The organism is Kocuria sp. LHG3120 (assembly GCF_049897445.1).
Classification (GTDB): domain Bacteria; phylum Actinomycetota; class Actinomycetes; order Actinomycetales; family Micrococcaceae; genus Kocuria; species Kocuria rosea.
On sequence record NZ_JAFCWG010000003.1, the window covers coordinates 1 to 15419 of the forward strand.

The following is a 15419-nucleotide window of genomic DNA, read 5'->3' on the forward strand; positions in this document are numbered from 1 at the left end:
AGGAGCACCACGTGCACGTTCTGGGGGCCGTCCCCCGGTGTCACACCGGTCCACATCGAGGTGTAGGGGTTCATCCGCTCCCCGGTGGAGGAGCGCGGGAGCAGCTGCAGGAACACCTCGAGGTCCTGGAAGGTGGGCACGATCTTCTCGATGCCCATCACGGTGATCAGGGTCTCGGGCAGGGTCAGGCACATGCGGCCGTTGCCCTCGGACTCCACCACGGTCAGCGTCCCGGTCTCGGCCACGCCGAAGTTCGCCCCGGAGACCGCCACGGAGGTGGAGAGGAACTTCTCCCGCAGGTGGGTGCGGGCGGCCTCGGCGAGGTCCCGGGGCTCGGACGTGAGCGTCTCGTCGGTCTCGGCCATCTCGGCCAGGAAGATGTCGCGGATCTCGTGCCGGTTCTTGTGGATCGCCGGGACCAGGATGTGGGACGGCTTGTCGTGGCCCAATTGGACGATCAGCTCGGCCAGGTCCGTCTCCGTGGCGGTGATCCCGTGGCCGGCCAGGTGCTCCTCGAGGCCGATCTCCTGGGTGGCCATGGACTTGATCTTGATGACGTCGGTGGACCCGGTGGCCTGCACGAGCTCGGTGACGATCCGGTTGGCCTCCTCGGCGTCGCGCGCCCAGTGCACGGTGCCGCCGCGGGCCGTGAGGTTGCGCTCGAACTCCTCGAGCAGGTGCGGCAGGTTCGCCATGACCTGCTCCTTGATCGCGGAGCCGGCGGAGCGCAGCTCCTCCCAGTCGGGCAGCTCGCCCGCCACCGCGGCGCGCTTGCCGCGGATCGTGTGGGTGGCGTGGCGGATGTTGGCGCGCATCTGCGTGTTGCCCATCTCGGCCTTCGCCGCGGCGGGGAACGCGGTCTGCGCGTGCAGGTTCCCCTGGCCGTGGACGGGGCGGACGGCGGGCATGCCCAGGGCCGTGCGGCTCATCGAGCTCCTCCGGTCGTGCGGGGGGCCGAGGACGACGCCGTGCGGCGCGCCCCGGGCCCGGGGATGGACAGCTCGACCGGCCCGGAGACCTCGAGCGGGTTCTCGCGGGTGGACGCGAGGATCTCGGCGAAGTGGACGGTGCCCGCACCCGTTCCCCGGCGGGCCATGGCCCCACCCAGGTGCATCAGGCAGGAGGCGTCCCCCCCGGTGCACAGCTCGGCCCCGGTGGAGACGATGTTGTCGATCTTCTCCTCGGCCATCGCGGCGGAGACGTCCGGGTTCTTGAACGAGAAGGTCCCGCCGAAGCCGCAGCACTCCTCGGCGTCGGGCAGCTCGACGAAGTCGATGTCCCCGACCGAGGCGACCAGGTCCTTCTGCCGGTCCCCCAGGCGCAGCAGCCGCATCCCGTGGCAGGACGGGTGGTAGGTCACCCGGTGGGGGAACCAGGAGCCGAGCTGCGCGGCCGCGTCGTGGACGCCGAGCACGTCGGTCAGCAGCTGCGAGAGCTCGTAGGTGGTGGCGGCGACGGCCGCGGCCTCCTCGGCGAGGGCCTCGTCCCCGCCGGCGCGGGCGATCATCGGCTGCTGGTGGCCCAGGGAGGCGACACAGGAGCCCGAGGGCGCCACGGCCACGTCGTAGTCCACGGCGGAGAAGGCCTGCACGTGGTTGCGGACCACGGGCAGGGCGTCGTCGAAGTAGCCGCTGTTGACGTGCATCTGGGAGCAGCAGCCCTGGCCGGGCGGGAACACCACCTCGTGGCCGAGCCGCTCGAGCACCCGCACGGTGGCCAGCGCGACGCGCGGATACATCGCGTCCACGATGCACGTGGCGAACAGGGCGATTCTCATGCGACCTCCGGAGTCGGGAGCGGGAAGACGGGACGACGACGCCGGGCCGCCTGTGGTCTGACCATGCTAGACCGGTGAACCCCGTCACACAATCGACCGGCGCAACGATCGCGCCACCTCGGGAGAGCGGTTGGCCGTGTGACGTGGCTCATGTACTCTTCGTGGTCAGACCATTGTGGTCCGACCATAGCCGTGACGCGTTCCCCGTCGGCCACGCACCGTTCCGTCCGTCCCCGTCCCTGGGAGTCCGAGTGACCACCTTTACCGCGATGACCGATGCCGTCGGCGGGAGCGTCGCGCTCTCCGCCCTCGTCGGCACCATCCCTCTGCTCACGTTCTTCGTCATGCTGCTGGGCGTCAAGGCCCGCGCCCACGTCTCGGGCGCCACCGCGCTGCTGGCGGCGATCGTCGTCGCCGTCCTGGCCTTCGGCATGCCGCTCTCCCTCACACTGCTCTCCGCCACCCAGGGCGCGGTCTACGGCCTGTTCCCCATCGTGTGGATCGTGGTCATGGCGCTGTGGTTCTACCAGGTGACCGTCCTCAGCGGCCGCTTCGAGGACCTGCGGACCATCTTCGACACCATCGGCGGCGGGGACCTGCGCATCCAGGCCGTGCTCATCGCGTTCTGCTTCGGCGGCCTGCTCGAGGCCCTCGCCGGCTTCGGCGCGCCCGTCGCGATCACCGCGACCATGATCCTGGCGCTGGGGCTCAAGCCCCTGAAGACGGCCACCGTGGTGCTCATCGCCAACACCGCGCCCGTGGCGTTCGGCGCGATCGCCATCCCGATCACCACCGCCGGCGTGCTGACCGGTCTGGACCCCGCGCGGATCGGCGCGGTCGTCGGCCACCAGGCGCCGTTCTTCGCGGTCATGGTGCCGTTCATCCTGCTGTTCATCATCGACGGCGTGCGCGGGCTCAAGGAGGCGTGGCTGGCCGCGCTGGTCATCGGCGTCTCCTTCGCGGTCGCCCAGTGGTGGTGCGCCACGTACTTCTCCTACGAGCTCACCGACGTGGTTGCCTCCCTCACCGGCCTGGCCGCCGCGGTGATCCTCCTGCGCTTCTGGCGCCCCAAGGGCGCCGACGCCGTCCGCACCCGCCTCGGCGTGGAGAAGCCTCCCGCGCCCGAGGGGCTGACCCCGGCACGCGTGTGGATGGCCGTGCTGCCCTACGTCCTGGTGGTCGCGGTCTTCGGCCTGGCCAAGCTGTGGACCCTCGGCGTGAGCATCCCGGGGGCCCTGGCCGCCACCGACATCTCCATCCCCTGGCCGGGCCTGCACGGACACCTCCTCAACGCAACCGGCGAGCCGGTCACGAGCACCATCTACAAGTTCCAGTGGCTCTCCAGCCCGGGCACGCTGCTGCTGATCACAGGCCTGCTCGTCGCCGTCATCTACTCGGTGTTCCACGGCAACGGCCGCTTCCGGCTCTCGGTGGGCAACGCCGTGGCGGAGATCGGGCGCTCGTTCTGGAAGATGCGCTTCTCCGCCCTGACCATCATGAGCGTGCTCTCCCTGGCCTACGTCATGAACACGTCCGGCCAGACCATCTCGATCGGCACCTGGGTGGCCGGTCTGGGCGCGGCCTTCGCGTTCCTCTCCCCCGTGCTCGGCTGGCTGGGCACCGCGGTCACCGGCTCCGACACCTCCGCCAACGCGCTGTTCTCCAACCTCCAGAAGACCGCCGCCGAGGGCACCGGCCTCGATCCGCACCTCATGACGGCGGCGAACACCTCCGGCGGCGTGGTGGGCAAGATGATCTCGCCGCAGTCCCTGGCCATCGCCGCGACCGCGGTGGGCATGGAGGGCAAGGAGTCCGCCATCTTCCGCTCGGTCATCTGGTGGTCCCTCGGCCTGCTCCTGCTGCTGTGCACCCTGGTGTTCCTGCAGTCCAACGTGCTGGCCTGGATGCTCCCGACCTCCTGAGCACAACGCCCCGGGGCCCCGCTGGACCGATCGGTCCGGCGGGGCCCCGCCGCCTCCCTAGACTGGTCCGCGTCCCGCCCACCCTCTGAGGAGCCCCCCGTGCCCGCAGCCGCACGCATGTACACCGTCGTCCTCGACTGGCTCGAGGAGCGCCTGCGCACGGGCGAGATCTCGGTGGGCGACAAGCTGCCCGGGGAGCGCCACCTGGCCGAGGAGTTCGGCATCTCCCGCGCCTCGGTGCGGGAGGCGATCCGGATCCTCGACGCCATGGGACTGGTCCGCTCGTCGACCGGGTCCGGGCCGAACGCGGGGGCGATCGTCATCGCGGAGCCCTCGGCCGCGCTCGGGTGGGCGCTGCGGATGCACGTGGCCAACCGGTCGCTGCCGGTGCGGGACCTCGTGCAGACCCGGCTGCTGCTCGAGACCCAGTCCGCCCGCGAGGCGGCCGCCGCGGCGGAGACCCCGTGGCGGGCGGCGGTGCTCGGGCGCGCCGCGGAGCTCGTGGCCGCCATGGAGGACCCGGACCTGCCGGACGAGCACTTCCACGCCCACGACGCGCAGTTCCACATCCTGCTCGCCTCCCTGGCCGGCAACGTGGTGGTCGAGACGATCATGACCTCACTGCGCCAGGCCACCATCGGGTACGTGCAGGAGACCGTCGCCGGTCTGGACGACTGGCCGCAGGTGCGCCGCACCCTGCAGGAGCAGCACCGAGAAATCCTGCGCGCCTTCCAGGAGCGCCGGGGCGAGGACGCCGCCGCCGCACTGCGGGAGCACATCACCTGGTTCTTCGGCCACAGCGTCGCCGCTCAGGAGGGGTAGGGCCGGCGGGCGTGACCGGACGACCCTGAGGGCTCCGACCCCCGGGCCCGGCGGAACGACCCGGCAGAGGCCCCGGACGCACGAGAACGGCCCCACCGGTTCCGGTGGGGCCGTTCTCGTCTGCCAGGTCTGCGGAGCAGATGTTGCACGGTAGGGGGCCATCGGCCGAGGGGGGGGGTGCAAGGTGATCCAGGCCTTGCGCGGCCACATCCCGGGTCCAGGGGGGACTGTCCCGGGGCGGCCCCCTACCGTGAGCAGGTCGGTGGACCATCCGGTCCGGGGCTCGGCCTCATGGGGGGTTGGGCCGTGCGCCGTAGGGATGTCTCTCACTCATCCACCGACTTTTCTTCTCTGCTCGCACTGATCACTATGCCGGGTTTGCTAATGCAGATGAATGCACTTTCGTCTACAACTTTCCTGGACTTCCGTCCGGACCGGGACTGCGGACGGGGCCCCAGACTCAGAGATCGCGCAGCTGCGGATCGACGAGCCCGCTCTGGTACGCCTTGATCAGCGCCTGCACCCGGTCGCGGACGCCGAACTTCTCACAGACCCGCCCGAGGTAGGCCTTCACGCTGCCCTCGGAGACGTGCATCTGCTCGGCGATCTCCCGGTTGCTGAGACCCTGGGCCAGGAGCGTCACGGTCTCCATCTCCCGGTCGGTCAGCAGGGAGCGCAGGCCGCTGTCCGCCGACCGCGCCGGCTGCTGCTGGTCGGGCACGGAGATGACGTTGTCCGCGAGCGCGCGCGCGATCGCCGGGGAGAGGGCGATCTCGTTGTTGAGCACCTGGTTCACGGCGTCGATGATCTCGTCCGGCCGGGCGTCCTTGACCAGATAGCCGGCCGCGCCGGCCCGGAGGGCGGGCACCACGAACTCCAGCGTGGAGAACGTGGTGAGGGCCAGCACCTTGGACCGGGGACTGCGCGAGGTGATCTCCCGGGTGGCCTCGATCCCGTCCATGACGGGCATCTTCATGTCCATCAACACCACGTCCGGGTCGATGGCCAGACATCGGTCCACGGCTTCGCGCCCGTTGGCGGCGGTGCCGATCACCTCGAAACCGGGCTCGGCCGAGAAGAAGGACTTCAGGGCCTCCAGCATCAACGGCTGGTCGTCCACGACAAGCACTCTGCAATCAGTCACTCGCACAGTCTATTTTTCGATGTCCCCCAAAGTGCAACACGTCATATTCGACAAAAGTCACAAATGGTCTGGACAAAGGTCGATAGGTCAGTCTGGTTAACGTTGGCAAAATGGTAACTACCAGGGCAGCACACCCCCTTCGCGGCCGGGAGATCTCTCCCCCACCCCGGCCGCGGCCCCCCGATCCGGTGCTGTTCTCGTGATCCAAGGAGCCCCCCATGAAGAAGAAGTTCACCAGTGCCCTCGCCGCCACGTTCGTCGCCACGACTCTCATCGTCGCCCCTGTTGCTCCCGCGAATGCCGCGCCTGGTTACGTCGTATGCGGCTGGTTCCCGGTCTTCTGCCGATGAAACCGCACACTTCTGTATCTTCAAGATGTGACTGATCTGATCTCGTCCGTGGAACAAGCACCGCGGACAGCCGGGAAGGAATCATTCTTCCAGGCCGAGGGCGTACCTCGGTGGCTGTCCGTGGTGCTTGTCGTTTACGGACTGATGGTGATGCTGGACCAGGTGCGACACCTGGTGACCCATTTGACGGGTGATCCGACCACCGACTTCATGCGCACGCTCGACGGTGTCATGTCGTCTGCTGTCATCGCTCTGATTGCATGGCGGTCCACGTGGGCTTCCATATTGTCGATCCCCTGCTTGGTGACCTCGATCTTGGCGAACTACTTCGGATCGGCAATCTTTGCTGTATGTGTGGTCACCATTGCGGTCGTCGCCACTGCCACGCGGCCATTCATCATCGCCCACCTTGGGGTGTACTTGCTCTGGTCCATCACCATCGCCACCGTCCACGGGCCGTTCGATTCCTCCCTTCTCTGGTCTACGGTCAACGCACTTATCGCCTCAGCGCTCGTTGGTGGGGCCATCCGATACTTCCGTGGCCAACGTCGACGCGCCGAGCAACGCGTTCGTGATCTAGAGATCCTCAACGAGCGGCTTCGGGAGGACGAGCGGCAGGCCCTGGCCCGCGATCTGCACGACGTCGTCGCCCACGAGCTCACCCTCATCACGATGCAGACCATGAGCCGGCGCCGCTCCGGGGACGTCGGTGAGCTGCACCAGGTCCTCGAGACCGTGGAGGGCGCCGCCCGCTCTGCGCTGCACGAGCTGCGGGTCATGCTCCGGCTGCTGCGCAACGAGAACGAGGGCGAGCACCCGCGGGACGTCACGGGCGCCGGCCTGTCCATCGGCAGCCTGGAGCACGTGGTCACGTCCCTCGCAGCGAGCCTGCGGGACCTGCGCTTCGAGCCGGAGGTGGTCATCACGGGCGACCTCGAGGCCATGCCCACCACGGTGCGCGGCACGGCCGCCCGCATCTTGCAGGAGGCGGTCACCAACATCATCAAGTACGCCCCGGCCGGCTCTCGCTGCCGGATCGAGGTGACGGCGGACGAGCACGAGCTGTGCCTGCGCGTGACCAACCCCCTGCCGCGCAGCACCCAGCGCCAGGGCAGCCACTCGTCAGAGATGTCCTCGGGGCTCGGCCTGCGGGGCATCACGGAACGCGTCTCCCTGCTGGGCGGTCACGCCGAGAGCGGTGCCGCGGACGGCCAGTGGGTCCTCGACGTGTGCCTGCCGGTGGACCGCAGGGAAGCCCTGTGACCGAGCGCGCCGAGCCGGACCCCGGCCTGGCACGGCGCGTGGCGGACGTCGTGGCCGCCATCCCGCCGGGCCGGGTGCTGTCCTACCGGGACGTCGCGGAGCTCGCGGAGTGTCGCTCCGCACGCCTCGTGGGCACGCTCATGGCGCGCAACCCCACCGGCGCGGACCTCCCGTGGTGGCGGGTGGTCACCGTGCAGGGCATCCTCGCCGACCACCTGCAGGCCGAGGCCCGGGACCGGTACCGCGAGGAGGGCACTCCCCTGCGGGAGGACGACCGACACCTCGTGCGTGTGGACATGGGCCGCGCCCAGTGGACGCCCGACTCCCCCGGCGCCTGACGCCGCCCGGCGCCGCCCGGCGTCAGTACTCGAGCGGGCCGGCCACCTCGAAGAAGTTGCCGTCCGGGTCGAAGGTGCGGCCGGTGAGCCGCTCGAACGCCTCGACGTAGCGCGCGCGGGTCCGCTCCACCACCTGCTCCGGCAGCGGGGGCACGGGGCCGGTCCCGTTCCAGCCGGACTCGTCCGAGCGCAGCCAGTCCCGCACGTACTGCTTGTCGAACGAGGGCTGGGCCTTGCCGGGCTCGTAGGTCTCGGCGTCCCAGAAGCGGGAGGAGTCCGGGGTGAGGACCTCGTCCCCGAGGGTGATCGCGCCGCGGTAGGAGTCCAGGCCGAACTCCACCTTGGTGTCCGCCACGATGATCCCCCGCTCGCGGGCGATCCGCTCGGCGGCGGTGTAGATCTCCAGGGTCAGCTCGCGCAGCCGGTCCGCCACCGCGTGGCCCACGCCGTCGGCCATCTCCTGGAAGGTGATGGGGAGGTCGTGCTCGCCCACCTCCGCCTTGCCGGTCGGGGTGAAGATCGGCTCGGCGAGCCGGGAGCCGTCCACGAGCCCCGGGGGCAGCTCGATCCCGCAGACCTCACCGGTCTCCCGGTAGTCCTTGAGGCCGGAACCGGTCAGATAGCCGCGCGCGATGCACTCGACGGGGAACATCGACAGGTTCTTGCAGACGACGGCCCGCCCCCGGACGGACTCGTGCACGTCGGTCGACAGGACGTGGTTGGGCACGGCCGCGAGCTGCTCGAACCACCACAGGGACAGCTGCGTCAGGATCTTGCCCTTGTCCGGGATCTCCGTGGGGAGGATCTCGTCGAAGGCGCTGATCCGGTCGGTGGCCAGCACCAGGACCGAGCCGGCCCGGTACTCGGCGTCGTCGTAGATGGCCACGCCCGTGGCCCGCAGCCGCGACTCGTCGGGGACGTAGAGCTCCCGGACCTTGCCCGAGTAGATGTGCCTCCACCCGGGGATCTCGGGTGGGGTGGTGACGGTGCCCTGCTCGCTCATGCCTGCTCCTGACGGGGACGGGGGGCGGAGGCGCCGGGAACGGTGACCAGCCCCCGGGCGGCCTTCAGCGCGATGTCGGTGCGGTGCTGCGAGCCCTCGAGCGCCACGAGCCCCACGCCCCGGTAGGCGCGCTCGCGGGCGTCGTCGAGGTCCGCGCCGAGGGCCACGACGGCGAGCACCCGCCCGCCGGCGGAGACGATCCGCCCGGCGTGCTCGCCCTCCGGGGCCACCGCGGTGCCGGCGTGGACCACGTGCACGCCCTCGAGCGCCTCGGCGTCCTCCAGCCCGCCGATCGGGTCGCCCTTCCGGGGGCTGTCCGGGTAGTCCTGCGCGGCGACGACCACCGCGACGGCCGTCTCGGGCCGCCAGCGCAGCCGCTCGGCCTCGTCGAGGCGCCCGGCGGCGGCGTCGTGCAGCAGCCGCCCGAGCGGGGTGGTGAGCCGGGCCAGCACGGCCTGGGTCTCGGGGTCCCCGAACCGGGCGTTGAACTCGATGACCCGCAGACCGCGGGTCGTCACGGCCAGCCCGCAGTACAGCACGCCCACGAACGGGGTGCCGCGGCGGCGCATCTCGTCGACCGTGGGGCGGGCCACCCGCTCCACGACCTCCTCCACGAAGCCCTGCGGCAGCCACGGCAGCGGCGTGTAGGCGCCCATCCCGCCGGTGTTGGGGCCCTCGTCGTCGTCGTGGATCCGCTTGAAGTCCTGCGCGGGGCTCAGGGGGATCACGCGGGAGCCGTCGGTCAGCACGAACAGGGACACCTCGGGCCCGTCCAGGAACTCCTCGATCACCACGCTCCCACCCGCGGCGAAACAGGCGGCCGCGTGCTCGAGCGCCTCCGCGCGGTCGGCAGTGACGACCACGCCCTTGCCGGCGGCGAGCCCGTCGTCCTTGACCACGTAGGGGGCGCCGAAGGTGTCGAGGGCGTCGGCGGCCTCCTCCTCCGTGGTCGCGACCCGCGCCATCGCGGTGGGCACCCCCGCGGAGGCCATGACCTCCTTGGCGAACGCCTTGGAGCCCTCGAGCCGCGCCGCGGCCCGCGAGGGACCGAAGACGAGGAAGCCGGCCTCGCGCAGGGCGTCGGCCACCCCGGCCACCAGCGGGGCCTCGGGGCCGACGACGACGAGGTCCACCGCGAGCTCGCGCGCCAGCGCGGTGGCCGCGGCGGGGTCGTCGGCGTCCACGGCGTGCACCGGGACGAGCTGCGCGATCCCGGCGTTGCCCGGCGCGCAGTGCACCTGCTCGACCTCGGGATCTGCCAGCAGTGCGCGGATGATTGCGTGTTCGCGGCCTCCGGGGCCCAGTACCAGAACCTTCACGCCCTCAGGCTAGTTGGCGGCACCGGGAAGTGGCACATCGTTCCCGGCATGCGGGCACGGCCCCGGCCCCGCCGGGAATTCCCGTCCCCGCTGACATACTGGGGCGATGCAGACCTTCACCTCGGACCGTGCCGTGGACCTCGCCGTGCTCGAGCGCAGCGGCTTCGTCGAGTCCCGCCACCGCGGCTCCGCCGTGGTCCTGGACCCGGACGGGGCCGTGGCCGTCGAACTGGGCGACATCGGCACCCCGATCTTCCCCCGCTCCACGCTCAAGCCGTTCCAGACCATCGCCGCCATGAAGGCCGGCGTCCCCCTGCGCGGGGCCCAGGTGGCCATCGCCTCCGCGTCCCACATCGGCTCCTTCGAGCAGCTCGACGCCGTGAGCTCGATCCTGACGGCCGCCGGTCTGACCGAGGACGCGCTGCAGTGCCCGCCGGACTGGCCCGAGGACGAGGAGGTCCGCACGGAGCTCGTGCGGGCCGGCCGCGGCAAGAACCGGATCTGCATGAACTGCTCCGGCAAGCACGCCGCGTTCCTGTGGGCCTGCACCGAGAACGACTGGCCCACGGACAGCTACCTGGACCCCGAGCACCCCCTGCAGCGGACGGTGCTGGAGACCGTCGAGGAGTTCTCCGGCGAGCGCGTGGCCCACGTGGGCGTGGACGGGTGCGGCGCCCCCCTCGCGGCGATCTCCCTGACCGGCCTCGCCCGGGCGTACTCGACGCTGGGCCGGGCCGCGGGCAACCTCGACGCCGACGCCCGCGCCGCCACGGTCTCCCAGTGCATGCTCGACTACCCGGAGCTCGTGCACGGGCGGGGCAGGTACAACACCGTGGTCATGGAGGAGCTGGACGTCGTGGCGAAGCTCGGCGCGGAGGGCGTGCTCGCGCTCGGCACCCGCACCGGGTGGTCCGTGGCGCTCAAGGTCCTCGACGGCGGGTCCCGCGCCAACGCGCTCATCGGCCTCGCCCTGCTCGCCCACGCCGGGGCCGTGCCCGCCGCGGCGGCCGCCGCGGTGATCGGGCAGGTGGTGCGCCCGGTCATGGGCGGGTCCCGCCCCGTGGGCCGGCTCCGCCTGGCGGACCCCCTCCTGGAGCTGCTCGGCCCGGAGCTGGTCCGGGCGCTCGGGCAGGACTAGGCCGTGGCCCGCCGCCGCGTCGACCCCGCGGACGGGACCCTGGCCCTGAGCGCCTGGCGCGCGGACCCGGACGGCACCCCGCGCCGGACCGTAGCCACCGCCGTGCGCTACACCCTCGAGGAGCTCGCCGAGCGGGTGCCCGGCAACAGCGTGGAGGTGCGCGTCCCGCCCTTCGGCGTGACCCAGTGCGTGGCCGGCCCCCGGCACACCCGCGGCACCCCGCCCAACGTCGTCGAGACCGACGCCCGCACGTGGCTCGGCCTGGTGACGGGGGCCGTGACCTGGCCGGAGGCCGTCGCCTCGGGCGCCGCTGTGGCCTCGGGCACAAGGACCGATCTCGCGGACGCCCTCCCCCTGTTTCCCCGGTAGCCTTGAGGGCATGAGCTCCACTCCCTCCTCCCCCTCCGCGCGCCCGTCCCCGCGGAAGCTCCCGCGCCGGCGCCGCCGGGTGCGGACGGCCGTGCCGCTGGCCGCCTCCGGCAGCCAGCAGATGACCCTGCGCCGCGCCCCGAACATCTGGGCGTTCGTCCTGCTCGGCGGCGTGCTCGGCGCCGTGGTGGGCGTGCTCGTGGGGCTGTCCGGCGGAGGGAGCGCCGAGTTCACCCAGGGGGCCGTGACCCTGTTCATGGTCTCCGTCTGCACGGTCCTGGGCCTGGCGGCCGGCGCCGTCCTGGCCCTCGTGCTGGACCGGGTCTCCGTGGCCCGGGCGCGGGCCGTCACCACCGAGGTCGTGGACGGGGACGACGACGCCCCGTCCGGGGCGCCGGGCGAAGCGCCCCGGCCCACCGACCCCCGAAGCTCGAGAGAAGGCTGATCGACGTGGTTCGCCCTGATGGACAACTCAGCCACGACCTGCTCCCCGGAGAGAAGGGCCCCCAGGACGCGTGCGGCGTGTTCGGCGTGTGGGCCCCCGGCGAGGAGGTCGCGAAACTGGCCTACTACGGCCTCTACGCCCTGCAGCACCGCGGCCAGGAGTCGGCCGGCATCGCCGCGAGCGACGGCAACCGCATCGCGGTGTACAAGGACATGGGCCTCGTCTCGCAGGTCTTCGACGAGGCGACCCTCACCACCCTGACCGGTCACCTGGCCGTGGGCCACTGCCGGTACTCCACCACGGGCGGGTCCCACTGGGCCAACGCCCAGCCCACGCTGGGCGCCACCCCGCACGGGACCGTGGCGCTCGCGCACAACGGCAACCTCACCAACTCGGCGGAGCTCTACGAGAAGCTGATCGACAAGTCCGGCTTCCCCTCCCAGGGGGAGATGGCGCAGGGCAACACCACGGACACCGCGCTGGTCACCGCGCTGCTGGCCGAGCACCCGCACGGCTCCCTCGAGGACGCGGCCATGCACCTGCTCCCCCAGCTCGTGGGCTCCTTCTGCCTGGCGTTCATGGACGAGAACGCCCTCTACGCCGCCCGTGACCCGCAGGGCATCCGGCCGCTGGTCCTCGGCCGGCTCGAGCGCGGCTGGGTGGTGGCCTCCGAGACCGCGGCGCTGGACATCGTGGGCGCGTCCCTGGTCCGGGAGATCGAGCCCGGCGAGTTCGTGGTGATCGATGAGCACGGCCTGCGCTCCCAGCGCTTCGCCGAGACCCGCCGCGCCGCGTGCGTGTTCGAGTACGTCTACCTGGCCCGTCCGGACACCACCATCAACGGCCGCTCCGTGTACGAGTCCCGCGTGGAGATGGGCCGCCGGCTGGCCCGGGAGCACCGCATCGACGCGGACCTGGTCATGCCCACCCCGGAGTCCGGGACCCCCGCCGCCATCGGCTACGCCGAGGAGTCCGGCATCCCGTTCGGCAACGGCCTGGTCAAGAACGCCTATGTGGGACGAACGTTCATCCAGCCCTCGGACACCATCCGCCAGCTGGGCATCCGGCTCAAGCTCAACCCCCTGAAGTCCGTGGTGGCAGGCAAGCGGCTCGTGGTCATCGACGACTCGATCGTGCGCGGGAACACCCAGCGGGCCCTCATCCGGATGCTGCGGGAGGCCGGGGCCGCCGAGATCCACGTGCGGATCTCCTCCCCGCCCATCAAGTGGCCGTGCTTCTACGGCATCGACTTCGCCTCCCGCGCGGAGCTGATCGCCAACGGGCTCGGGGTCGAGGAGATCAGGGCGTCCCTGGGCGCCGACTCCCTCGGCTACATCTCCGAGGACGGGATGATCGCGGCCACCCTGCAGGAGCGCGGCGAGCTGTGCACCGCGTGCTTCTCCGGGACCTACCCCACCCGGCTGCCGGACGCCGACAAGCTGGGCAAGAACGTCTTCGAGGCCCGCACGCCCGTGGACTCCTCGCCCCGCCGCGCCCCGGGCGGATCCGCCGTGGCGCAGCGGCCGGAGCACGCCTCCGCCGTGTCCATCGACACCCGCCCCTCGGCCGCGGACGGCCTCTCCCGCCGGCCCGCCGAGCGCACCAGCATCTCCGACGAGGACCCCGGCGTCCAGGAGACCTCCACCGGGTGCGACCCCGGGCCCGACTCCGACCTCGAGGACCTGATCCTGCCGGAGGACCGGGTCCCCGCCGCCCGCACGACCACGGGGCCCGCCGGGCCCGGATCCCAGCACGCCGCCCAGCCCGAGACCGCGAAGGACGCCTGACATGGCCCAGCCCCCCTCCTCCACGAACCGCACCGTCACCTACGCCAGCGCGGGCGTGGACGTCGAGGCGGGAGACCGCGCCGTCGAGCTCATGAAGAGCGCGGTCAAGGCCACGCACACCCCCAACGTGATCGGCGGGGTCGGCGGGTTCGCGGGACTGTTCGACGTCTCGGAGCTGCTCGCCTACCGCAAGCCCTACCTCGCCACCTCGACCGACGGCGTGGGCACCAAGGTGGCGATCGCCCAGACCCTCGACGTGCACGACACGATCGGCTTCGACCTCGTGGGCATGGTCGTGGACGACATCGTGGTGGTCGGCGCCAAGCCCCTGTTCATGACCGACTACATCGCCACGGGCCACGTGGTGCCCGAGCGGATCGCGGACATCGTGCGCGGCATCGCCGCGGCCTGCGAGCAGGCCGGCACCGCCCTGGTCGGCGGCGAGACCGCCGAGCACCCGGGCCTGCTGGCCCCGGACGAGTACGACGTGGCGGGGGCCGCCACCGGTGTGGTCGAGGCCGACGAGCTGCTGGGCCCGGACCGCGTGCGCGCCGGCGACGTGGTCATCGGCATGGCCTCCTCCGGCCTGCACTCCAACGGGTACTCCCTGGTCCGCAAGGTCATCAACGTGGCCGGATGGTCGCTGGACCGGCAGGTCTCGGAGCTCGGCCGCACCCTGGGCGAGGAGCTGCTGGAGCCCACCCGCGTCTACGCCGCCGACGTCCTCGACCTCGCCGCCGCCTTCCCCGTGAACGGCGCGGACCGGACCACGGGCCGCGGTGTCCGCGGCTTCAGCCACGTGACCGGCGGCGGCCTCGCCGCGAACCTCGCCCGGGTGCTCCCCGCCGGGCTCGAGGCCACGGTGGACCGCAGCACCTGGGAGCTGCCCGCGATCTTCCAGCTGATCAGCCAGCTCGGCAACGTCCCCCTCCCCGACCTCGAGCGGACCCTCAACCTCGGCGTGGGCATGGTCGCGATCGTCGACCCGTCGGCGGCCGACGCCGCTGTGGCCCACCTCACGGCCCGGGGCCTGCCCTCGTGGGTCATGGGCACCGTGGACGGGATCGATCCGGACGCCGACCACGGCGGGCCCGACTGGGTGCAGGGCGCCAAGGGCGTGGACGGCGGCGCGGTGCGCATGGTCAACGCCTACACGGGCTGATCCGGCCCGGAGAGCCCCGGTGGAACAGCGAACGCCCCGCCGGCCGGCGGGGCGTTCGCTGTTCGCGGGGACGCGAAGAAGGTGCTCGTCCTGGACGGGCACCTTGTTGCGTCGTGCGGTGGAGACGAGCGGAGTTCCCGGTGGCTACCGGCGGAAGTCCTCGTCGTAGTCGTCGGCGTACTTGTCGACGTAGGCCGAGTAGTCGTCCTCGTCCTCCTCGACGGTCTCCTGGACCGGCTCCCGCAGCGGGGGCATCTGCTCGCTGCCGCGCAGTTCCCGCTGGAGTGCCGTGAGGTCGGTCTGCGGGCTGAAGTACTTCATCTCCCGCGCCTGCCGTGTCGCCTTCGCCTTTTGACGGCCGCGCCCCATGGCGTGACCCCCTCTGTCTCTTGGTCCGGACGGCGGCACTCTGGCACAGAGTACGGCCCCGGAAATGTCGTATGAATGGTTCGTGAGACCAGGGTACATGGTTTGTCAGCCCGTTGCGCCCGGCCCGGGACCGGCGCGGTGGACTGTCGGCAACCTCACGGGAGGCGGGCGGAACGCCGCCCGGGAGCCCCGGCGGCGGGCCGTCGCCGGG

At 71.6% G+C, this 15419-nt stretch carries 16 protein-coding genes; 10 read left to right on the plus strand and 6 right to left on the minus strand.

Going from position 1 to position 15419, the window contains the following annotated elements; genetic code table 11:
• Both ACP7CD_RS06910 and ACP7CD_RS06915 read right to left on the minus strand, forming a co-directional pair.
• Positions 1–929 (minus strand): LUD domain-containing protein (locus tag ACP7CD_RS06910; protein WP_426119650.1); only part of this gene is annotated, 929 nt, incomplete at its 3' end.
• Complete coding sequence (locus tag ACP7CD_RS06915; RefSeq protein WP_426119652.1) at positions 926–1777, minus strand: (Fe-S)-binding protein; 852 nt, start codon at positions 1775–1777, stop codon at positions 926–928. The genes ACP7CD_RS06910 and ACP7CD_RS06915, both read right to left, overlap by 4 nt.
• Before the next feature lie 251 nt (positions 1778–2028).
• Between ACP7CD_RS06915 and ACP7CD_RS06920 the strand changes: the two genes are divergently transcribed.
• On the plus strand, positions 2029–3699 hold the full coding sequence (locus tag ACP7CD_RS06920) for an L-lactate permease (protein ID WP_284563385.1): 1671 nt from the start codon (positions 2029–2031) through the stop codon (positions 3697–3699).
• Positions 3700–3816: 117 nt separating this feature from the next.
• Positions 3817–4521, plus strand: a complete 705-nt coding sequence (locus tag ACP7CD_RS06925) for a FadR/GntR family transcriptional regulator (RefSeq protein WP_368827501.1) — start codon at positions 3817–3819, stop codon at positions 4519–4521.
• Between the two features lie 460 nt (positions 4522–4981).
• Here the strand turns inward: ACP7CD_RS06925 and ACP7CD_RS06930 are convergent, their stop codons facing one another.
• Entirely contained in the window at positions 4982–5623 is a 642-nt protein-coding gene (locus tag ACP7CD_RS06930; RefSeq protein ID WP_232035378.1) for a response regulator transcription factor, read from the minus strand.
• A 260-nt stretch (positions 5624–5883) separates the two neighbouring features.
• Between ACP7CD_RS06930 and ACP7CD_RS06935 the strand changes: the two genes are divergently transcribed.
• The 3 genes from ACP7CD_RS06935 (at position 5884) to ACP7CD_RS06945 (ending at position 7616) form a co-directional block, all read left to right on the plus strand.
• Positions 5884–6015, plus strand: coding sequence for a hypothetical protein (locus ACP7CD_RS06935; protein WP_269149905.1), 132 nt, complete (start codon positions 5884–5886; stop codon positions 6013–6015).
• A gap of 420 nt (positions 6016–6435) precedes the next feature.
• Entirely contained in the window at positions 6436–7278 is an 843-nt protein-coding gene (locus ACP7CD_RS06940; RefSeq protein ID WP_426119655.1) for a sensor histidine kinase, read from the plus strand.
• Positions 7275–7616, plus strand: a complete 342-nt coding sequence (locus tag ACP7CD_RS06945) for an MGMT family protein (protein WP_126346969.1) — start codon at positions 7275–7277, stop codon at positions 7614–7616. Before ACP7CD_RS06940 ends, ACP7CD_RS06945 begins: the two co-directional genes overlap by 4 nt.
• A gap of 22 nt (positions 7617–7638) precedes the next feature.
• On the opposite strand, the gene ACP7CD_RS06950 is transcribed toward ACP7CD_RS06945, so the two are convergent.
• Positions 7639–8619, minus strand: coding sequence for a phosphoribosylaminoimidazolesuccinocarboxamide synthase (locus ACP7CD_RS06950; RefSeq protein ID WP_095650393.1), 981 nt, complete (start codon positions 8617–8619; stop codon positions 7639–7641).
• Positions 8616–9938, minus strand: a complete 1323-nt coding sequence (gene purD, locus ACP7CD_RS06955; protein WP_031282547.1) for a phosphoribosylamine--glycine ligase — start codon at positions 9936–9938, stop codon at positions 8616–8618. Before purD ends, ACP7CD_RS06950 begins: the two co-directional genes overlap by 4 nt.
• A 106-nt stretch (positions 9939–10044) precedes the next feature.
• Between purD and ACP7CD_RS06960 the strand changes: the two genes are divergently transcribed.
• Genes ACP7CD_RS06960 through purM form a run of 5 tightly spaced genes read left to right on the plus strand, consistent with a single transcriptional unit; the run spans position 10045 to position 14839 of the window.
• A complete protein-coding gene (locus ACP7CD_RS06960; RefSeq protein WP_035928311.1) occupies positions 10045–11076 on the plus strand; it encodes an asparaginase in 1032 nt (343 codons plus the stop codon).
• Positions 11077–11079: 3 nt separating this feature from the next.
• The gene (locus ACP7CD_RS06965; protein WP_017832571.1) at positions 11080–11445 is read left to right on the plus strand and encodes a sterol carrier family protein; all 366 of its coding nucleotides are present in this window, start codon (positions 11080–11082) and stop codon (positions 11443–11445) included.
• A gap of 10 nt (positions 11446–11455) precedes the next feature.
• A complete protein-coding gene (locus ACP7CD_RS06970; protein WP_109244543.1) occupies positions 11456–11890 on the plus strand; it encodes a hypothetical protein in 435 nt (144 codons plus the stop codon).
• A 5-nt stretch (positions 11891–11895) separates the two neighbouring features.
• On the plus strand, positions 11896–13677 hold the full coding sequence (gene purF / locus ACP7CD_RS06975) for an amidophosphoribosyltransferase (protein WP_426119659.1): 1782 nt from the start codon (positions 11896–11898) through the stop codon (positions 13675–13677).
• Between the two features lies 1 nt (position 13678).
• Positions 13679–14839, plus strand: a complete 1161-nt coding sequence (gene purM / locus ACP7CD_RS06980; RefSeq protein WP_426119661.1) for a phosphoribosylformylglycinamidine cyclo-ligase — start codon at positions 13679–13681, stop codon at positions 14837–14839.
• A gap of 144 nt (positions 14840–14983) precedes the next feature.
• On the opposite strand, the gene ACP7CD_RS06985 is transcribed toward purM, so the two are convergent.
• Positions 14984–15208: a DUF3073 domain-containing protein gene (locus tag ACP7CD_RS06985; protein ID WP_031282554.1), complete on the minus strand. Its 225-nt coding sequence runs from the start codon at positions 15206–15208 to the stop codon at positions 14984–14986.
• Positions 15209–15419: the final 211 nt, after the last annotated feature.